This window comes from Paraflavitalea devenefica, from assembly GCF_011759375.1.
GTDB lineage: Bacteria > Bacteroidota > Bacteroidia > Chitinophagales > Chitinophagaceae > Paraflavitalea > Paraflavitalea devenefica.
In genome coordinates, this window is record NZ_JAARML010000001.1 from 1,204,694 (window position 1) to 1,225,395 (window position 20,702).

General features: G+C 48.1%; 19 protein-coding genes. 11 read left to right on the plus strand and 8 right to left on the minus strand.

Annotation, left to right across the window (positions count from 1 at the left end; translation table 11 throughout):
• The first annotated feature begins 17 nt into the window (after window positions 1-17).
• Entirely contained in the window at window positions 18-1,349 is a 1,332-nt protein-coding gene (locus tag HB364_RS04840; RefSeq protein WP_167286746.1) for a Gfo/Idh/MocA family protein, read from the plus strand.
• Window positions 1,350-1,420: 71 nt separating this feature from the next.
• Here the strand turns inward: HB364_RS04840 and HB364_RS04845 are convergent, their stop codons facing one another.
• From HB364_RS04845 to HB364_RS04865, 5 genes are all read right to left on the minus strand, one after another.
• Window positions 1,421-2,209, minus strand: a complete 789-nt coding sequence (locus HB364_RS04845; RefSeq protein ID WP_167286747.1) for a 3-keto-disaccharide hydrolase — start codon at window positions 2,207-2,209, stop codon at window positions 1,421-1,423.
• A 417-nt stretch (window positions 2,210-2,626) separates the two neighbouring features.
• Complete coding sequence (locus tag HB364_RS04850) at window positions 2,627-3,364, minus strand: 3-keto-disaccharide hydrolase (protein WP_167286748.1); 738 nt, start codon at window positions 3,362-3,364, stop codon at window positions 2,627-2,629.
• 270 nt (window positions 3,365-3,634) lie between these two features.
• The gene (locus HB364_RS04855; RefSeq protein ID WP_167286749.1) at window positions 3,635-4,009 is read right to left on the minus strand and encodes a c-type cytochrome; all 375 of its coding nucleotides are present in this window, start codon (window positions 4,007-4,009) and stop codon (window positions 3,635-3,637) included.
• A 57-nt stretch (window positions 4,010-4,066) separates the two neighbouring features.
• Window positions 4,067-5,119, minus strand: a complete 1,053-nt coding sequence (locus HB364_RS04860; RefSeq protein ID WP_167286750.1) for a sugar phosphate isomerase/epimerase family protein — start codon at window positions 5,117-5,119, stop codon at window positions 4,067-4,069.
• A gap of 12 nt (window positions 5,120-5,131) precedes the next feature.
• Window positions 5,132-6,298: a Gfo/Idh/MocA family protein gene (locus HB364_RS04865; RefSeq protein ID WP_167286751.1), complete on the minus strand. Its 1,167-nt coding sequence runs from the start codon at window positions 6,296-6,298 to the stop codon at window positions 5,132-5,134.
• Window positions 6,299-6,551: 253 nt separating this feature from the next.
• Between HB364_RS04865 and HB364_RS04870 the strand changes: the two genes are divergently transcribed.
• The 8 genes from HB364_RS04870 to HB364_RS04905 all read left to right on the plus strand — a co-directional run bounded on the left by HB364_RS04870 (window position 6,552) and on the right by HB364_RS04905 (window position 15,879).
• A complete protein-coding gene (locus tag HB364_RS04870) occupies window positions 6,552-7,835 on the plus strand; it encodes an MFS transporter (protein ID WP_167286752.1) in 1,284 nt (427 codons plus the stop codon).
• 75 nt (window positions 7,836-7,910) lie between these two features.
• On the plus strand, window positions 7,911-8,804 hold the full coding sequence (locus HB364_RS04875) for a hydroxypyruvate isomerase family protein (protein ID WP_167286753.1): 894 nt from the start codon (window positions 7,911-7,913) through the stop codon (window positions 8,802-8,804).
• A gap of 48 nt (window positions 8,805-8,852) precedes the next feature.
• The gene (locus tag HB364_RS04880; RefSeq protein ID WP_167286754.1) at window positions 8,853-10,532 is read left to right on the plus strand and encodes a GMC oxidoreductase; all 1,680 of its coding nucleotides are present in this window, start codon (window positions 8,853-8,855) and stop codon (window positions 10,530-10,532) included.
• Between the two features lie 201 nt (window positions 10,533-10,733).
• Window positions 10,734-12,449: a GMC oxidoreductase gene (locus HB364_RS04885; RefSeq protein ID WP_167286755.1), complete on the plus strand. Its 1,716-nt coding sequence runs from the start codon at window positions 10,734-10,736 to the stop codon at window positions 12,447-12,449.
• A gap of 26 nt (window positions 12,450-12,475) precedes the next feature.
• On the plus strand, window positions 12,476-13,048 hold the full coding sequence (locus tag HB364_RS04890) for a gluconate 2-dehydrogenase subunit 3 family protein (RefSeq protein ID WP_167286756.1): 573 nt from the start codon (window positions 12,476-12,478) through the stop codon (window positions 13,046-13,048).
• A 117-nt stretch (window positions 13,049-13,165) separates the two neighbouring features.
• Window positions 13,166-14,029, plus strand: a complete 864-nt coding sequence (locus tag HB364_RS04895; RefSeq protein ID WP_167286757.1) for a TIM barrel protein — start codon at window positions 13,166-13,168, stop codon at window positions 14,027-14,029.
• 126 nt (window positions 14,030-14,155) lie between these two features.
• Window positions 14,156-14,584, plus strand: coding sequence for a YybH family protein (locus tag HB364_RS04900; RefSeq protein ID WP_167286758.1), 429 nt, complete (start codon window positions 14,156-14,158; stop codon window positions 14,582-14,584).
• A gap of 14 nt (window positions 14,585-14,598) precedes the next feature.
• The gene (locus tag HB364_RS04905; RefSeq protein ID WP_167286759.1) at window positions 14,599-15,879 is read left to right on the plus strand and encodes a hypothetical protein; all 1,281 of its coding nucleotides are present in this window, start codon (window positions 14,599-14,601) and stop codon (window positions 15,877-15,879) included.
• A gap of 19 nt (window positions 15,880-15,898) precedes the next feature.
• On the opposite strand, the gene HB364_RS04910 is transcribed toward HB364_RS04905, so the two are convergent.
• The 3 genes from HB364_RS04910 to HB364_RS04920 form a co-directional block, all read right to left on the minus strand.
• Entirely contained in the window at window positions 15,899-16,135 is a 237-nt protein-coding gene (locus HB364_RS04910; protein WP_167286760.1) for a hypothetical protein, read from the minus strand.
• Between the two features lie 97 nt (window positions 16,136-16,232).
• Entirely contained in the window at window positions 16,233-17,036 is an 804-nt protein-coding gene (locus tag HB364_RS04915; RefSeq protein WP_246228320.1) for a glycoside hydrolase family 25 protein, read from the minus strand.
• 54 nt (window positions 17,037-17,090) lie between these two features.
• Complete coding sequence (locus tag HB364_RS04920; protein WP_167286761.1) at window positions 17,091-19,052, minus strand: M1 family aminopeptidase; 1,962 nt, start codon at window positions 19,050-19,052, stop codon at window positions 17,091-17,093.
• 122 nt (window positions 19,053-19,174) lie between these two features.
• On the opposite strand from HB364_RS04920, the gene HB364_RS04925 reads away from it, so the two are divergent.
• Window positions 19,175-20,206 carry a radical SAM/SPASM domain-containing protein gene (locus HB364_RS04925; protein ID WP_167286762.1) on the plus strand — a complete coding sequence of 344 codons (1,032 nt, stop codon included), beginning with the start codon at window positions 19,175-19,177 and terminating at the stop codon, window positions 20,204-20,206.
• A gap of 45 nt (window positions 20,207-20,251) precedes the next feature.
• Window positions 20,252-20,701 (plus strand): MarR family winged helix-turn-helix transcriptional regulator, encoded by a 450-nt coding sequence (locus tag HB364_RS04930; RefSeq protein ID WP_167286763.1) that lies wholly within the window; start codon window positions 20,252-20,254, stop codon window positions 20,699-20,701.
• Window position 20,702 lies beyond the last annotated feature (1 nt).

Sequence of the window (20,702 nt, forward strand, 5' to 3'; positions counted from 1 at the left end):
TATAAAAACCAACGATTATGAGCCATCGCAGAAAGTTTCTGCAGCAAACAGCCGCCCTGGTTACGGGGGCCACTGTATTATCTTCTTTTGACAACCGGACGTTTTCCATTTTCCGCCATCGTATTTCACCAGCCGACCAGGTTAATATAGGCGCCATTGGTATTAATGGCATGGGCTGGGCCAATGTGAATGCCGCCTTAAAGGTGCCGGGCGTAAACCTGGTAGCGATCTGTGATGTAGACAAGAACGTACTGGACAAACGCAAGGCAGATCTGGCCAAGATGAATGTGGATGCTTCCAAGGTGAGCGTATATACCGATTACCGTAAGCTGCTGGAACAAAAAGACATTGATGTGGTGATTATCGGCACACCCGACCACTGGCATGCCCTGCAGATGATACATGCCTGTGAAGCCGGTAAGGATGTGTATGTAGAAAAGCCGGTAGGCAATTCTATTGTGGAATGCAGAACGATGGTTGCCGCCCAGCAGCGCTATAATAAGGTGGTGCAGGCCGGTCAATGGCAACGCAGCCAGCAACATTTCCGGGATGCTGTTGATTTTGTACATAGCGGTCAGCTTGGTAATATCCGCACCACGAAGGTTTGGTGCTACCAGGGATGGATGCGCCCCGAGCCTGTACGCCCCGACAGTGAACCACCGGCCGGCGTAGATTATGCCGCCTGGCTGGGACCTGCTCCCAAAAGACCTTTTAATGCCAGCCGCTTTCATTTTCATTTCCGTTGGTTCTGGGATTATGCAGGCGGCCTGATGACCGACTGGGGCGTGCATTTGCTGGATTATGCATTACTGGGTATGAAGGCCGAAACGCCCAAAACGATTGCTGCATTGGGCGGTAAGTTTGCCTACCCTGACCTGTACCAGGAGACGCCTGATACACTGACTACTTTGTATGAGTTTGACGGCTTTAACCTGGTATGGGATTCAGCGATGGGTATTGATAACGGTTCTTATGGCCGTAATCACGGCATTGCTTTTATTGGTAATAATGGTACGCTGGTACTGGACCGTGGCGGATGGGAAGTGATCGAAGAAAAGCAAAGCAAGAATAAGGTATCCAAACCACTGGTGAAATCTTCCGATAATGGCTTAAATAAACATTTTGAGAATTTCCTGGCCGTGGTGAAGTCGCGCAAGATGGAAGACCTGCACTGCTCTATCCAGGCAGGCTCGCATGTAGCTACGGTGGCGCAAATGGGTAATATTGCCTTCCGCACCGGACAGAAGCTGAGCTGGGATAAGGCGAAGGGTGAGTTTACAGATGGGAAGGTGAATAAGAGTTACCTGGTGAAGGAGTATCAGAATGGGTATAAGTTGCCGAAGGTGTAAGAGGCAACAAGCCGTCGCAGAGCAAAACAAAAACGGTGAGCCGCCTTTGAAAGGCGACCCACCGTTTTTGTTTATTTCAGTCTTCTGATTTTGATGTTGCGGTACCAGACGGGATCGCCGTGGTCCTGGAGAGCGATGCGGCCTGCTGTAAAGGCGCCAAAGGTGGGCCATTCTTTGAATTTACTGCGTGCGATCATTTTGCGCCAGTTGTCATCCCACATTTTGGTGGTCACTACTTTGCTGCCATTGAGGTAAAATGTAAGGGTACTGTCCTGGGCGATGATCTCTGCTTCATTCCATTGGCCGGCAGGCCTTGCTATTTCCGGTGAGCTGCTGATGAGGTCATAAAGATCGCCGGCGCGGTGCTTGTTGATCTTTGCATCGGGATGGGCAGCATTGTCCAGCACCTGCATTTCGGGGCCGGTATGGAAGGTCCTTTCGATTTTCGGGTCTTCTTTCACGTAGAACATGATCCCACTATTGCCGGCAGAGTCTACTTTCCACTCAAGCTTCAGGTGGAAGTTGCTGTATTCCTCATTCGTCACCAGGTCGCCACCACCCACTGTTTTATCATCCTTTTTCTGTGCGGGATCGAGGTGAAGCGCACCATCCACCGCTTTCCAGGCGGAGCCGTCGGACGTATTTTTAAAGACATGCCAGTTGCTTTTGGAAGTACCGTCAAAGAGTAACTGCCAGCCATTGGCCTGTTCGGTTACGGTTAAGCTATTGTTTTCAGGGGGCGTGGTGGGAGATGCCGCCATAGTATCTTTTTTAGTAGCGTCGGTTGAGGCTGATTGTTCGTTTGACTGGCAGGCACTAAAAATCAATGCCAGGAGAAATGCAACAGGCAGGAATCGCATAAATGTGATTTTTTTGTGTGCTGAAGATACATGATTGCGGATAATTTTTAATGGGTAAATGAAGTTAAACTGATATTTTGTCAGTATATTTAAGCATGAAAATTGGTCTATTATACCAATTGCGTTTCTTCCCTCTGTCTCCGAGTCCAGGAGCAACAACTCCCCTAACATCAACTCAAAAAAGTGGTCCGCTTAGCTTTGGTTTAGCTTAAGTTTAGCTTTCGTTTAGCTTTTAGATACAGTATCTGGATAGTATCTATATTGTAAGCTGCCTTTATCCCGCCGCTTGCCCTATCTGATCGATAGATTTTGGGGGCTACTTTTTCAGCCTTGTGCCAAAATAGCAGTTATTGACAAAAAAGAGCGGCTGCTCCTGGTACGGGAACAGCCGCTCTTTTTTATGCTTTGGGGGACCTCTTAGAGGGTCTTGATTTTTATGTTGCGGAAGAAAACTTTGTTGCCGTGATCCTGTAGAACAATGTGGCCTTTACGGAAGGCGCCAAAGTCGGGCGTGTTCTTGAATTTGCTCTGCGCCTTCATGGCTTCCCAGTTAGCATCCCACATGGTAGTGGATACAACATTGACCCCATTCTGGTAGAGGTCGAGTTTGCCTTTGTTGAGCACGATCTCCACCTGGTTCCATTCGCCAATGGGCTTTACGTTTTCGGGTTTTGCAGTTATAAAATCATAGAGGTCGCCGGCGCGGTGCTTGATGTTTTTGGCATCCGGGTGCTTGTCGTTGTCTATGATCTGCATTTCGGGGCCGGTAATGTATGCGTAACGGTATTTGGCGTCTTCGCGGGCCAGGAAGATGATGCCGCTATTGCCGCCTTCCGTAAGCTTCCATTCCAATTTGAGGTGAAAGTTCTCAAAAGAGTCGGTCGTGATGAGTTCACCGGAGCCTTCTCCTTTGGGGCCACGGGCAGCCGGATCATAGTAGAGGGCGCCTTCTTCCACTTTCCAGGCCGAACCATCGGTACGGTTGTTATAGATATGCCAGCCATTTTTAGAGGTACCATCAAAGAGCTGTTGCCAGCCGTCTTTTTTCTCTGCTTTAGAGAGGGTGTTGAGGGCTGGGGTGCCGGTGGTATTTTTAGAGGAGCTGCAGGCGATAGCGCCGGATATGGCGAGCAGTAAGCAAAACCGTTTGAGCATTGGAAAAAATTTGGATTGAAAGTACGGGAAAATTACGAATTGCGGATTAAAATAATGGGAGTGTTTGTTAAGAATTTGCTGCATTGGCACAAGTACGCCGGGCGCAGAGCTGGGCTGCATACTTTCCCGTAAAACGGGACAGGCTCCGCGGAGCGGGACAAGTCGCGCCAGCATAAGGTAGGTAAAGAGACAGGTTTTGCGGTATGCGGGTGAGGGCACTGGCATACGGCAAAACCTGTGAAAATGTATTGGCCTGGTGTTCTGTTATTTCTATTTCTTCAGCGAGAGGATGTATTTCACCATCTCTGTAGCGTCTTCTTTACTGATTGTAGGATGCGGTGTCATGGCAACAGTGCCCCAAACACCTTGTCCGCCATTGATGACCTTATTTACCAGCGTATCAATGTTGGCTTGTGTGGCTTCATATTTAGCAGCTACATCTATATAAGCAGGGCCGATGTTTTTTTCATTGATCCTGTGACAGGTAGTACAGTCACTGGCACCAATGAGCTCAAGACCTTTTTGGTTTTCAACAGCCAAGGCATCTTTTTTCTCTTCCTTTTTTTCTTCAGCAGGCTTTTTTTCTTCTCCGCCGCAGGCTGCGATGGTGCCGGAGATCAAAAAAGCAATGATCAGCTTTTTCATTATGCAACTAAATTTAGAATTATGACGATTAGATGACGCAAGCGGGCGCAATTTACTTTACAAACCCAATACTGAGCGATTAAATTTTTCATCGCTGCCGGTACCCGCAAAGTCATCAAATGCTTTTTCTGTTACCCGGATGATGTGGTCCTTGATGAAGGGCGCCCCTTCGGCAGCACCATCCTCCGGATGTTTGATACAGCATTCCCATTCCATGACAGCCCAGCCGGCATAATCATAGGCAGTGAGCTTGCTGAAAATGGATTTGAAGTCTACCTGTCCATCACCCAGGGAACGGAAACGTCCTGCCCGGTTGATCCAGGACTGGTAGCCACCATATACCCCCTGTTTGCCAGTGGGATTGAATTCGGCATCTTTTACATGGAACATGCGAATGCGTTCGTGGTAGTTATCAATGTATTCGAGGTAATCGAGGCATTGTAATACAAAGTGTGAAGGATCGTAGAGCAGGCAGGCCCTTGCATGGTTGTTGGTATGCTCCAGGAACATTTCATAGGAGATACCATCGTGGAGGTCCTCGCCGGGATGTATTTCATAGCAGAGGTCAACCCCGCAAGTATCAAAATGATTGAGGATCGGCAGCCAGCGGTTGGCCAGCTCTTTGAACCCTGTTTCCACGAGTCCGGCCGGACGTTGTGGCCAAGGGTAAACTGTAGGCCACAGGAGTGCACCGCTGAAGGTGGCATGTGCATTGAGTCCCAGGTTCTGTGAGGCTTTGGCAGCCCATTTCAGTTGCTGCACGGCCCATTCGGTCCTTGCTTTGGGATTGTTGCGCACTGCTTCGGGTGCAAAGCCATCAAACAAGGTATCATAAGCAGGGTGCACAGCTATGAGCTGTCCCTGCAGGTGCGTAGACAGTTCAGTGATCTGCATGCCGGTTTCTTCAATGGTCCCTTTGTATTCATCGGCAAAGGTTTTGCTTTCGGCCACTTTTTGCAGGTCAATGCAGCGGCTGTCCCAGGTAGGGATCTGCACGCCGATGAAACCCAGTCCTTTTGCCCACTGGCAAATGGATTTGAGCGAATTGAAAGGCGGTTTATCGCCCATGAACTGGGCGAGGAAGATACCAGGTCCTTTGATTGTCTTCATATAGCTTAGCAATTATACTTTAAATTCAGTCCATTTAGTGGTAGAAGCGCTGCTTTCTACGACGTTATCAATGAATGCCATGCCGCGGATACCTTCTTCCACACGGGGGAAGTCGAGCATTTCTTTGGTAGCTTCTTTACCATCGATGCGGGCAGATAAGGTGAGTGCAAAGTTGCGGTAGATGTTGCCGAATGCTTCGAGATACCCTTCGGGGTGACCACCCGGCGTGCGGCAGTTGTGTGTGGCAAAGCTGGAGAGCCGGTCGGCGTAGTTACCGCCAGCGCGCAGTATCTGAGTAGGCTGATCCAACCATTTTACCAGCAGGGTATTGGGTTCATGTTGCGCCCATTCTATTCCTCCTTTTTCACCATAGATGCGGATCTTAAGAGCATTTTCTTCTCCTGCTGCTACCTGGGAAGCCATGAGCACACCGGCAGCGCCATTGTCGAATTTCAGGAGTACATTGCCATCATCATCCAATGCACGACCCGGCACCATGACGTTGAGGTCGGCGCAGAGGTGCGTGATCTTCAAGCCGGAGATGTATTCTGCGAGGTGAGCAGCATGGGTGCCGATATCGCCCATGCAACCACTCTTGCCTGATTTTTTGGGATCTGTTCTCCAGGCGGCCTGGGCATTGCCTTCGCGTTCGCTGAGTTTGCTTAACCAGCCCTGGGGATATTCCACCCATATTTTCCGGACCTTACCGAAAACACCCTCCTGCACCATGGCGCGCGCCTGTTTTACAAGCGGGTAGCCGGAATAGGTATGCGTGAGGGCGAGTATGAGACCTGTTTCGTCTACTTTCTTTTTTAGTTGTTTCGCTTCATCGAGTGTAAAGGTGATGGGCTTTTCGATGACTACGTGAAAGCCATGATCGAGCGCCATCATAGCAGGTGCAAAGTGTGCGAAGTTGGGCGTAACAATGGTAATGAAATCAATGCGTTTGTCGGCAGGCAGCTGGCTTTCTTTTTTGATCATGTCCTCATAATTGAGGTAGGTACGATCTTCGGGCAGGAATAAAGCTTTTCCGGACTCCACTGCAATGTCGGGATTGATGCTAAGCGCTCCTGCAGCGAGTTCTATGAGACCATCCATATTGGCTGCAATGCGGTGAATGGCACCGATGAAGGCGTCTTTTCCGCCACCTACCATTCCCATTCGTAATTTTCTGTTCATGTAAAAATGATTAGAAAGTATTATAAATTGTTAAAAGAAGAATCGGTTTTAAAAATAAAAAATTTACATTTACGACCGTATATTGAATTTTATTCAATAACCCGCAAACGGGTGCTAAAGTTAAGCAGGAACTGATGAGTTTTGCAAATTAAATAGAAGTTGCGCGTGATAACGAACGAGCGTTTGCTTCGATAACAGCATGTACAATGTTTAATTGGGATCCTAACGATATTATAAATAAAACCTCCTTGCCATGCAATCAACCATCCAACGTGGTCAATTATTCTGGGCCAGTTGTTTAGCCCTTTTGGTAACTTCTTTGTCTTTTGGTATACGAGCCGGTATTTTAAATAAACTTGGCACTGATTTCCAGTTGAATGCTTCACAGCTCGGTGTTATTTCCGCTACTGCTTTCTGGGGTTTCCCGCTTGCCGTAATTATTGGCGGTATGGTGGTAGATGCTATCGGTATGAAGCGGTTACTGATGCTGGCCTTCCTGTTTCACCTGGCGGGCATTCTGCTTACGATCTTTTCGACCGGTTACTGGACCTTATTTTTCTCCACCTTACTTATTGGTATTGCCAATGGTACCGTTGAAGCGGCCTGTAACCCGCTGGTTACTGCGTTGTATCCTGAAAATAAGACCACGAAGCTGAACCACTTCCATCTCTGGTTCCCAGGTGGTATTGTAGTCGGTACACTGATCGTTTATTTCTTTGATAAGGCTGCCATTAGCTGGCAGGTTCAAGTGGGCACGATGTTGCTGCCAACCCTTGTTTATGGTTATTTGTTCTCCCGCCTGAAGTTTCCTGTTACCGAGCGCGTTGCTGCTGGTGTTTCGACCAGCGAAATGTACCGTTCGCTGGGGAATCCATTGTTCATTTTTATGATCATCTGCATGTTCGGTACGGCCATTACCGAGTTGTTTACCGGCCAATGGATTGATGTATTGTTAAGGAATGTTACCGATAATGCGATCCTGATACTGGCAGTATCGACTGGTGTGATGGTGGTAGGCCGTGGTTTGGCTGAGCCTGTTGTGCACCGGCTGTCGCCGCAGGGCGTATTGTTTATTTCGGCGATCCTGGCTGCTGCCGGTATTTATTTACTTGGCCACACTTCGGGTAATATGGTTTTTGTGGGCGCCCTGGTTTTTGGTATGGGTGTTTGTTATTTCTGGCCAACGATGCTCGGTTTTGTATCGGAGAACCTTCCTAAGACGGGCGCCGTGGGACTGAACCTGATGGGTGGCGCGGGCATGTTTGCCGTATCCATCTATATGATGTTCATGGGCGGCTATTATGATAAACTGGTAGCCGAAAAGTTACCTGCAGGCGCTATCCTGGCTGATTATAATGCAGCCCCCGCAGGATCACCCATGGCTGCAGCGCTTGGCGAAGCGAAGAAGGCTGCGGGACCTGAGGTGTTGAATGCGACGCTGGTGATCCCCATTGTATTAGCAGTGGCATTTGCCTTCCTGGTGATTTATATGCGCGGCAAGAAGAAGCCACAGCAACTGACTGTAGCAGGCGCTTAGGAACGAACTGTTAATAATGTGTTTTTAATGACGTCAGTGATAACATTTTTGTAATTTTCAATCTTAACGATTCACATGTCCAATAATCAATCACGCCGGCTTGCTCTAAAGAATATTGTAGCGGGAACAGCAGCCATCAGCACTGCCGGTATGCTATCCTCTTTCACCTCCTGCGATGAGACTAAATCAAACACTTTGAAAGGAAATATTAATCACTCCGTATGCCGCTGGTGCTACAGTAGCATTGAACTGGAAGAATTTTGTGCAGCCGCCAAAAAGATGGGCATTGTAGCTATTGACCTGGTAGGTCCAAAGGACTGGCCTGTACTGCAAAAGTATGGCCTGTTCTCTTCTATGTGCAATGGCGCCGAGATCAACCTGGTGGATGGCTTTAATGACAAGAAGTTCCATGCGCAACTGATCAAGAATTATTCTGAGATGATCCCACTGGTAGCCAAGGCAGGTTATAAGCAACTGATCTGCTTCAGCGGCAACCGCCGGGGCATTGATGATGAAACAGGCTGGAATAATTGCGCCGAAGGATTGAAGCAATTGACCGGACTGGCCGAAAAGCATAAGGTGACGCTGGTAATGGAATTGTTGAACAGCAAGGTGAACCATAAGGATTACCAATGTGATAAAACCGCCTGGGGTGTGGAGCTTTGCAAGCGTGTAGGCTCTGAGAACTTCAAGCTGCTGTATGATATTTACCATATGCAGATCGATGAAGGCGATGTGATCGCTACGATCCGCAGCAGCCACCAATATATTTCCCATTATCATACCGGCGGTGTTCCGGGCAGGCATGAGATTGATGATACGCAGGAGCTGTATTACCCCGCTATTATGAAAGCGATCGTTGAAACCGGCTTTAAAGGGTATGTGGCCCAGGAGTTTATTCCTGACCGCAAAACGAATGAGGAAAGGCTGGCATCGCTGGAAAAAGCGGTGAAGATTTGTGATGTGTGATTAGGGTTGCATAAATAAAGAACGACAACTATTTAAACTCCGAATACTATGGCAGAGAATGCATATGATGCGATTGTGGTAGGTAGCGGCATTAGCGGCGGCTGGGCAGCCAAAGAGCTTTGCGAAAAAGGATTGAAGGTGTTGATGCTGGAACGCGGGAATGATATTGAACATGTGAAAGGGTATGTGAACGCCAGCAAAAATCCCTGGGAATTCCCGCACCGTGGCGGCAAAACACAGGAGATGATCAAAGCCTATCCCGTATTGAACCGGGATTACCCGTTGAATGAAACGAATCTTGAGTACTGGACGAATGAAAAGGATTGTCCCTATACTGAAACGAAGCGATTTGACTGGTTCCGCGGCTATCATGTGGGTGGACGCTCCCTGATGTGGGGACGCCAGAGCTACCGCTGGAGTGATTTTGATTTTGAAGCGAATGCCAAGGATGGCCATGGCGTAGACTGGCCGATCCGCTATAAAGATATTGCTCCCTGGTATGACCATGCAGAGAAGTTTGCCGGCATCAGTGGTAATAAAGATGGCATTCCGCAATTACCGGATGGCCAGTTTCTGCCGCCCATGGACCTTAACTGCGTGGAAAAAGATGTAGCAGCCCGTATTAAAGATCACTATAAAGGCCAGCGCCTGCTGACGATTGGCCGCGTAGCCAATATTACGGTGCCTTTACCGGGCCGCACGAATTGCCAATACCGCAATAAATGCTGGCTGGGTTGTCCCTTCGGCGCTTATTTCAGCACCCAGTCTTCTACCCTGCCGGCCGCACGCGCTACCGGCAACCTGACGCTTCGCCCCTTCTCTATTGTAACGAAGATCCTGTACGACAAGGATAGCAAGAAAGCGAAAGGGGTAGAGATTGTTGATGCAGAAACGAATAAAACGATTGAATATACTGCCAAGGTGATTTTCCTGTGCGCTTCGGCCATGAACAGTACCTGGGTATTGATGAATTCTGCCACCGATATATGGCCCGACGGATTGGGCAGCAGCAGCGGTGAGCTGGGCCATAACCTGATGGACCACCATTTCCGCGTGGGCGCTTCCGGCACGGTGGAAGGCTATGAGGACAAGTATTATTTCGGCCGACGTCCGACCGGCTTTTATATTCCGCGGTTCCGTAACCTGTTTGGCGAAAAGCGGGATTATGTGCGTGGTTTTGGCTACCAGGGCGGGGCCAGCCGTGAAGGCTGGGGCCGTAGTGTGGCCGAACTGAGCATTGGCGCCGAACTGAAGGATGCTTTGACAGAACCAGGCCCCTGGACGATTGGTATGACTGCCTTTGGCGAGGTATTGCCTTACCATGATAATAAGATCACGCTCAACAAGCATGTGAAGGATAAATGGGGCTTACCAGTACTGGACATAGATGCCGAGATCAAAGAGAATGAAAAGAAGATGCAAAAGGATATGGAGCAGGATGGCGTTGAGATGCTGGAAGCTGCCGGCGTAAAGAATGTACATGGCTATAAAGGCGATTATGCCATGGGCATGGGTATTCATGAGATGGGTACGGCCCGGATGGGAAAAGACCCGAAGACTTCTGTGTTAAATGGCCATAACCAGGTATGGGATTGCAAGAATGTGTTTGTAACAGACGGAGCTGCCATGACATCTGCTGCGTGTGTGAACCCTTCCCTTACTTATATGGCGCTGACAGCCAGAGCAGCGGATTTTGCTGTGAGTGAATTGAAGAAGGGGAATCTTTAGTTTCTATAAGGCACAAGTACCCTGTGCACGTGGCTTAGCTGCATACTTTCCCGTAAATCGGGACAGGCTCCGCAGAGCGGGACAAGTTGCGCCAGCGATGGTGAAGGGCTGGAAGCCCTGGAATAGGGCTGCGAGGCTTGCAGCCTCGCAGAGCAGTAATCAAAGGATGGTTAACTATAAACTCTATTATAATTTTAATCTATGCCCGGGGATTCAACGAACGTCAACATTAATAATAAGGCAACTGCACAAAACACGTATGATGCAATTGTTGTAGGCAGCGGTATCAGCGGAGGCTGGGCCGCCAAAGAGCTTTGCGAAAAAGGACTGAAGACACTGGTCCTGGAACGCGGGCGGGATGTGGTACATATCAAGGATTATAAAGACACGGATAAAGCTCCCTGGGAGTTACCCCACCATGGTAATCTTTCCCAGGAAGACCGACATAATAGTCCCATTCAAAGCAAGTGTTATGCTTTTAATGAGGTGTCGAAGAAGTTCTTTGTAAATGATCTTGAGAATCCTTATAACGAGATAAAGCCATTCAACTGGATACGCGGTTATCATGTGGGGGGCCGCTCCCTGATGTGGGGCCGCCAGAGTTACCGGTGGAGTGATATTGATTTTGCTGCGAATGCGAAGGATGGTTATGGTACAGACTGGCCGATCCGTTATAAAGATCTGGCACCCTGGTACAGTTATGCCGAGAAATTTGCCGGTATCAGCGGTTCCTTAGAGGGATTGCCTCAACTGCCTGATGGCGAGTTTCTGCCGGCGATGGAAATGAACTGCGTGGAGAAGCATGTGGCCGCACGGATCAAAGACCGTTTTAAAGAACGCACCATGATCATTGGCCGCTCCGCTAACCACACGGCTAAGGTAGGCGACCGCGGTCCCTGTCAGTACAGGAGCCGTTGCCATGAAGGCTGCCCATTCGGTGGTTATTTCAGCAGTAATTCGGCCACCCTGCCGGCCGCCACGAAGACGGGCAACCTGACTTTACGCCCTTATTCTATTGTACTGGAAGTGATTTATGATAAAGACACGAAACGTGCAAAAGGCGTGCGCATCCTGGACGCAGAAACGATGAAGACTGAGGAATACTATGCGAAGATCGTTTTCCTGAATGCTTCCACCCTGGGCACTACGTCTATTTTATTGAATTCTGTTTCGGATGCGTTTCCCAATGGCCTGGGCAATACGAGTGAGCAGGTGGGCCATAACCTGATGGACCATCACTACGGTGTAGGTGCCAACGGTGAGATAGAGGGCTTTGACGACAAGTATGTTTTTGGACGCCGGCCGAATGGCATTTATATTCCCCGGTTCCGCAATATCAGCGAAACCACCAAACGTACTGATTATGTACGGGGCTTTGGCTACCAGGGTGGCGCCAACCGCGGGCGTGCCCGTGGGCATGACGGTATTGGCGTAGATCTGAAGGAAAGTTTACTGGAACCCGGCACCTGGTCGATGGGTATGGGCTCATGGGGTGAGCATTTGCCTTATTATGAAAATAAGGTGACCCTGAATAAGGAAAAGAAAGACAAGTGGGGATTGCCCACTTTGGATATAGACTGCGAGTTCAAGGAGAATGAGATGAAGATGCGGGAGGATATGAAGAACAGCGCCGTAGAGATGCTGGAAGCTGTAGGAGCCAAGAATGTGAAGTCCTTTGATAATGCACCGCCTCCCGGATTTTGTATCCATGAGATGGGTACCGCGCGTATGGGTCGCGACCCGAAGACGTCGGTACTGAATAAGTGGAACCAAATGCATGACGTAAAGAATGTATTTATTACTGATGGCGCCTGCATGAGCTCATCGGCCTGCCAGAACCCATCGCTGACGTATATGGCGCTGACTGCGAGAGCAGCGGATTATGCAGTAGAGGAACTGAAGAAAGGGAATTTATAATTTGTACATTATTAAATTGATATAATATGAACAGAAGAGAAGCCGTATCGAGGGTTGCCCTGTTGCTGGGTAGCACGGTTATCGGAGCTGAGTTTTTTCTGTCGGGCTGTAAGGCCAGCGATGATAAGCACGCTACCACGCTGGACTTTAAACCAACTGATATTGCCTACCTGGACGAGATTGCCGAGACCATTATTCCTACCACGAATACCCCCGGCGCCAAAGCAGCCGGCGTAGGAACGTTTATGACGGTGATGGTGAAGGATTGTTATGACGAGAAGAACCAACAAATCTTCCTGGAAGGTATGACCAAGCTGGATGACGCCTGTCACAAGATGCATGAAACGTCGTTTATGAAGGCTACACCCGAACAGCGGAAGGCTTTGCTGGTGACGCTTGATAATGAACAGAAAGAATATAATAAGGATAAAAAGAAAGAAGACCCTGCTCATTATTTCTCCCAACTGAAGCAACTGACGCTGCTGGGCTATTTCACTTCTGAGATTGGCGCCACCCAGGCGTTGCGTTATGAAGCAGTACCCGGACGTTATGACGGCTGCATGCCGTATAAGAAAGGTGACAGGGCGTGGGCCACATAGTGGTTCCGGGTTTCGCGTTTGTGGTTCCGGGTTCTGATGCCCGGAATTTGTGGAGTAATGGCAGGCAACATTGTTTTTAAGTTCCTTATTCTTTTATTTTTAATTTTTGTCTATCCCATGAGTTATAACCGGAGACAGTTTTTGAAGACCGGAGGCGTATTTGCTTCTGCCCTGGCGATGGGTTCGGCCACGGACCTGTTTGCCGCCAATAAACCGCTTAAGCAATTCGGATTACAATTGTACACCCTCCGTGAGGACCTGCCTAAAGACCCGCAAGGTATTTTAAAGCAGATCGCCTCTTTTGGTTATAAGCAGATAGAAGGTTATGAAGGCCCTAAAGGTATTTACTGGGGTATGGGCCATAAAGAGTTTAAAAAGTATATGGACGACCTGGGCATGACGATGGTGTCGACCCATTGCAATATTAATGCTGACTTTGAGAAGAAAGCAGCAGAGGCTGGTGAGATTGGTATGAAGTACCTGATCTGCCCTTATATCGGTGCGCAGAAAACACTTGATGATTATAAGAAGTATGCAGAGAAGTTTAATGCCTGCGGCGACATTTGCAAGAAGAACGGTCTGCGCTTTGCCTACCATAATCACGGGTATACTTTTGTTTCCCTGGATGGTGTGATGCCACAGGATACGCTGATGCAGAACACGAATGCTGACACGGTAGATTTTGAGATGGATATTTACTGGGTAGCTACGCCGGGTGAAGACCCGATTACCTGGCTGAAGAAGTATCCCAACCGTTTCCGTTTGTGCCATGTTAAGGACCGGGAAAAAGGCGCTGATCCGAAACAGCATGAAGCCTCTGTAAACCTGGGAACCGGCTATCTTGATTTTGGCAAGATATTAAAGACTGCCAAGGCGAATGGCATGCAATATTATATTGTAGAGCAGGAGCGCTATGAAGGCACTACCCCACTGAAGGCAGCAGAAGCGGATGCCGTGTATATGAAGAAGCTGAGTTTTTAGGGGCGGGAAGGGGCCACAGATTACACGGATCTGCACAGATATATTACTGATACGATGTGAGTTGCCTGAAAAGGGACTCACTTTTTTTATTTAAACGGTGTATCTTACTGTTATAATTTACCAGATATGAAAAGTTTACTGCTTATCGCCTGCCTGGTCTTTTTGCTTCCGGCCATTTGCGGGGCACAATCTGCTGATGAAAAAGCGGTACGTCAAATACTAACCGACCAAACAACTGCCTGGAATGCCGGCAATATTGATGATTTTATGAAAGGCTACTGGGATCATGATTCCCTGATGTTTGTTGGCAAGAATGGCGTGACTTATGGCTACCAGAATACCCTGAATAATTACAAGAAGAATTACGGCACTCCCGACCTGATGGGCACGCTTACTTTTAACCTGATCAAGGTAGAGCGGCTAAGCCCGGAGTATTATTTTGTGGTAGGTAAATGGCACCTGAAACGCAATGCAGGAGATGTGAGCGGTCATTATAATCTGTTGTTCCGGAAGATCAAAGGTAAGTGGGTGATTATAGCAGACCATAGCAGTTAGAAAATAATATATGTATGCAAGGAACGGTTACGTCTTCTCTTCTGTATAAACGTTGGTGGGTAATAGGTATTGGGATTGTTTTCTGTGTTTACCTGGTTAATTGTGTGGCTACATCTTTTCGTTTGACAAATGATACGGTACGCTATTTTGCCCTGCTGGAAGACCTGGAAGGAACATGGCCAGCCACGTTAAAAAAGCGGAATGATTTTTTACCTTATGGATATGTTTATTTCCTGGCAATATTATCGAAGTTACACCTGCTATCGCCTTTTGCTATTGCCTTTTGCCATTTCCTGTATTTGTGTGGCAGTCTTTATTTTGTAAAAAAACTGTTTGGCGCGACTATTCATGTATTCCCTCTTCTGTTTTTTACCCTGCTAAGCTGGACAGCTATTAAGTATATGCTGATTCCTTTATCAGAGATGCAGTTCCTGTTTTTCTCCACCGCAACGCTTTATTGTTATGAGTCGTTCCTGGCTAAAAGAAGTATAGGACTGCTGTTGCTCACTGCTGTTCTGTGCTATGTGTGTATTAGCACCCGCACAGCGGGAATAGCCCTGGTGCTGGCCTGCCTGGTCTCTTTTTTATTGAGTAACAGAAAGAAGATGGCCTTATGGGCAAGACAGTACCCGCTTTATGCGACAGCCATTATTGTTGCAGCATGCGCACTGCTGGTTTTTTTGACCACCAGGCCAACCGTGGTTACTTATTTATCTTATCTTTTTGGCCCGCTGCTACATGATCCTCTTACTTTTTTCAGTTACAATATGCGCATTCATTTTACAGACTGGACTGAACTTTTCATCAATATTCCGTTATCGAAAACGGGCTTTCTGGTCCCCCCACGCATCGGTGAAATCATTTATATACTCACGGGGGTGTTTTTCATGGGACTGATTGTATACAGGCTGATCAAAAACCGCCCATATATTCCTACCAGTGTTTCGGTATACCTTGTTGTTTATATCGTCTTAATTTTTAACTGGCCCTTTGTTGACGGGCGGTTTTGGTTGCCCATCATGCCTTTGGTGGCCGCTGTTCTGCTGCAACGAACCTATACGCCTAAGCCTTTTTTTGATGTGGCCCGGAAGGGTTATGTTCTGTATTATGTAGCCTCCGGTATTTTCGTATTGGGGCATTATACCCGTACATCTTTTGACCGGGAGTATTTTTTAACAAGGCATGATAAGGGGAAGTGGGAACTGGAATATGAAGCCCATTTTGGTATGAGAAAGCCGGGTGACCCTCCTATTCCTGATAAAGAAGCCCTCTATATCCTTAATAAGTATGATTGAACGCAGGCCCATTTCCTGATCATCCATGCGGGAATTTCTTTTTCCAGATCCTGTAGTTGACCCATATTAAACCAGCCAGGCTGATGAGCATCCAGCCATAGAAGATGATGTTGCCGATGGTCAATTTTTTTTCCGGCACCATGAGGCCGGCATAGGTGCCGATACCGATGGTGCCTACAAGCCACACCAATCCCAGGGACAGTGTCCATACTATCCGTCGCAGGAAATCCCGGGGATCATCTTGTTCGTAGGCCATGATTAAAATTACGAATTTAGGATGTAGGATTCAGGATTGCTGCCGCGCTTTGAACAGCACTGATTATTTGGCTACAGACTGTTATTTTTAGCTGCGCTTAATTAATCAGGAGGTTTTTGAATTCGGTGGAGTCGCCGTTGAATACGTTGAAGTCTACTTTGTACAGGATACCATTGACATGACCCTGTTCACTATGCTGCCAGAAATGCCAGTCGCGGTAGATGCGCGGTTTTTCTTTTTGCAGGTAATGCGCTACCCAGAGGGGATAGCTATCGAATTCATCTTTCAGGATCTGCTTGTAAAAGTCTACGTTGGTGTACAGGATAGGCCTTACGCCGTAGTAGTTTTCGACTGTTTCCAGCCATTCTTTTACCCGCTGGCGCAGTTTATCGCCCCTAACGCCATAGGATTGCTCCACATCCAGTACAGGTGGCAGGTCGCCGGGTTGCAGTTCAACCGTAGAGATAAAATTTTCGGCCTGTGTTTTCCCGCTTTTGGTCGCGATGAAGAAGTGATAGGCGCCGCGTGTAACGCCGGCTTCTTTGGCTTTTTTCCAGTTGCGCTTGAAACAGCGGTCTTCGTTGACAATCCCTTCAGTGGCTTTGATGAATGCGAAACCGATCTGCACATCTTCCACTTTCATACCCTTTACACTTTCCCAGTCTACAATTTCCTGGTATTTGGAGACGTCTATGCCGTGAATGCCATAATTGGTGGGGATATCTATGCCGAAGGCCTGGTAGCGGACAAAATGGGCCCTGCGGGCGAGCCACCATTCATATAGCTGAAAACCGAGCATCACCAATATACCTGTCAGTATAAGGGATATGAAGATGATCCAGCCGATATTTCTTTTTTTCTTATCTGCCATGCCCGCGGTTGCAAATATAGTTGTCAGCATTTCTTTTTTGGAGATTATTCCGTTGCAGTAATCATAAAACTGTGCGTCCTTTACCTATCGCAATATTTTGCGGGTGATGTTGATGCTTTCGCCGCTCTTCACGTGGAGGTAGTAGATGCCTTTTGCCAGGCCCAGTACCGGTATTTGCAGTTGTTCATCGCGCCCGGACAAAGGTATTTCCTTATAGTATATCCGCTGGCCGAGGGTATTGTACAGCCAGACCATCATTTTTTTCTCCCCGGGATTGTTGAGCACAATGTTCAATATTTCAGGTGCGGGGTTGGGATATATTTTCAGTTCATTGATGGTGGTGCTTCCCGGTATTTTCCGGGAGGTTTTTACCCTTGAAAGGATCCACAGTTTAGGATCTATCATTATGGTGTCTACCACAAAGCCGGGATTGACCCAAAATTCCTGTCCGCTAAACCCGTGTTCAACGGTTATGGTAGTATCTTTTGTGGCGCTATGCAGTTGAAGCTGTACAGGCATTTGGTAAAAGGGCACAGAAGTATGTGAGGTGGTTTGGTTCAACCGGAGCTTTATCCATTGATTGGCATTCTGTGACCAGTCGAGCTGGTAGTTGGGAAATCCCTGGCCATAGATCCATTGCTGAAAGAAGACGGAAAGGTCTTTGCCGGACTCTGCTTCCAGGTTACGCTGCAGGTCGGCTGTGCGGGCAAACCCGAACCGGACAGCAGGATCATTGAGGTAACGGCGTACCCCCCTGTAGAAAGCAGAATCGCCCATTATTCCCCGTAACATGTATACTACATAGAATCCTTTGTAGTAGCTAAGGCGGCTGCTGAAGATACGAGAGGAGGTGGTAGTATCCACTACGTATACAGAACCATCGGGAAGGGAAGTAACGTTATTGGTAATGCTCCGCAGCCCGCCGGGAGCTGCGGCAGGGAAGTTAATTTCAGTGTACAGGTGCTGCGTGTAGGTGGCAAATCCTTCATTGAGCCAGATATCGCTCCAGCTACCGCAGGTAATTTTGTCGCCAAACCATTGATGGCCCAGCTCATGCGCTATAATAGAGTGATTAAATGCACCTGCGCCCATGAAGCTATTGGTCTGGTGTTCCATGCCACCACCAATGCCGCATTGGGTATGTCCATATTTTTCATTGACGAACGGATAGTCGCCAAAAAGCTGGCTAAACTGCTGTAAAGCGATTTGTGTATTGGCCTCGCTTCCTGAAAGATTGGTTTCCGGATAAAAGTAACTTTTCAAAGGCATGGCCTTCCCGTTGATGGTAACGGAGGTTTGCCAAACCACATAATTGGTAACAGCCATTGCCACGAGGTAGGATGCAATAGGATACCGGTGGCGGAACCGGGTGATGCGGTTGGTTCCATTTATTTCCTCACCGACCACTACGCCATTGGAAGAGGCTGTATATTGCTGGGGGCATGTAATGATGATGTCAATAGAATCAGCCTTGTCATTGAGCCCGTTTTTGCAGGGCCACCAGTCTTTTGATCCAAAAGGTTCGGAAAGCGTCCAGATAATGGGTGTACCCGCATGGGTGGATTGCACAAAGGATTTGGTATTTGCCGGATCGGGAATGCCCTGGTAAAAGATAGTTATGGAATCGAGGGTCCCTGCATTAATGGTAGCCGGGAAGTTGACGGTGAGGGCATGGTTGGCCGTTTGATCAAACGTTATTTTGTTGTTGTGGTAAAGCACGCTGTCAACCGTCAATTGCCGCAGCAGGTCCCAGGTAATGGAGCCGGTCGTTTCTGCAATCCGGAACCAGGAGGTTACTTTACCGGTGATGTATTTTATGGCGGGGTCTACCTGCCATTCGCAGCGGTAGAAACTCACATTGAAGTTGTTGGAAGCCACTGTGGAGTATACACTGTTGTTGCCCTGAACATCCCTCAGGCGCTGAAATGACCGGGCCTCTGCTGTAGCGATGGCCTCTGTTTCGTCCATAAGGGCGGCACCGGAAGGGGGGAGCTGGGCTTTTGCCGCTGTTGTTGCCAATAACAGGAATATGTATATTTTTTTCATGGTATAATGGATTAAGTTACGGTATACCAGGCCCCGGTGGTTGGCCCAACAATCTGCTAATTTAAACGTTACCGGGTATAAAACATTGCGCATTAAGCAGGTATCCCTAATTTTATAATGTAATGCCCTCATTTAACTGGCACGATAGTATCAATCTGATGTCCAAGCTCACTTTCCGCCGCTTATGGAACGCGGGTAAGGTATTGAGCAGCTATTATTTAAGTAAATGGACACGCAAACCTGTACAGTGGGGATACCCCTTATCCATTTCTTTTGAACCTACTACTTCCTGTAACCTGCGTTGTCCGGAATGCCCCAGTGGCCTACGGGCTTTTACCCGGCCTACAGGGATGTTGCAAAAGAATTTTTTCCGGGATACGATTGACCAGCTTTCGGGGGACTTGCTGTACCTGATCTTTTATTTCCAGGGCGAGCCGTACCTGAATCCCGATTTCCTGGAGATGGTGAAGTATGCCTCGCAAAAAGGGATCTATACCGCCACCTCCACGAATGCGCATTACCTGAATGATGCCAATGCGCGCCGCACGGTGGAAAGCGGCCTTGACCGGCTGATCATTTCAATTGACGGCACCACCCAGGACGTATACCAGCAATACCGGGTAGGTGGCAAGCTGGAAAAGGTGCTGGCAGGAGCCCGTAATATTATGAAGTGGAAGAAGGAGCTGAACAGTAAAACGCCTTTTGTTTTTTTCCAGTTCCTGGTAGTGAAGCCCAATGAGCACCAGATTGAAGATGTGAAGCGGCTGGCGGCGGAGATCGGTGTGGATGATGTGCGCTTTAAGACGGCCCAGGTGTATGATTATGAGCAGGACCCCAATAACCTGATCCCTACGCTGGATAAGTATAGCCGTTACCGCCGGAATGAAAAAGGGGAGTTTGCTTTTAAAAATTCCCTGCAAAATCACTGCTGGCGGCTATGGCATGCTACGGTGATCAGTTGGGATGGCCTGGTGGTGCCCTGTTGTTTTGACAAGGATGCGCAGCACACCCTGGGCGACCTGAAAGGAAAAAGCTTTAAGGAGGTATGGCACAGTGATGATTATGTAAACTTTCGCCGGCAAATTTTACAAAGCCGCAAGAATATTGATATCTGCGCCAACTGCAGTGAGGGAACAAAGGTGTGGAGTGATTAGCATGGAGGCAAAATTGCTACTTTTATAACCCAAACTACTGCCCATATGAGTATAGAAAATGACATCCAACAAACGAAGTTCCGCAATGAATACCATAAGGTATCAGTGAACCTGATCTATACATCGAACTGGCTGATGGAGAAGAATAAGCAGTTTTTTGATAACGCTGATATCACTCCGCAGCAATTTAATATCCTGCGTATTTTACGTGGGGCCGGCACACCGCTTTCTACTTTACAGATACGGCAACGTATGCTGGATAAGATGAGCGACACCAGCCGGATCGTAGACAGGCTGGTGAAGAAGGAGCTGGTGAAGAAAGTTATTTGTAAAACAGATCGCCGGCTGGTAGATGTAACAATAACAGAGAAGGGTTTGAGTTTATTAGAAGGGCTGGATGGATTTAACCATGATATGGACGCTTCTGTTGGCAACCTTACAGAAGAGGAAGCCGTCATACTGAATGGACTGCTGGACAAAATGAGAGGAAGTTAAT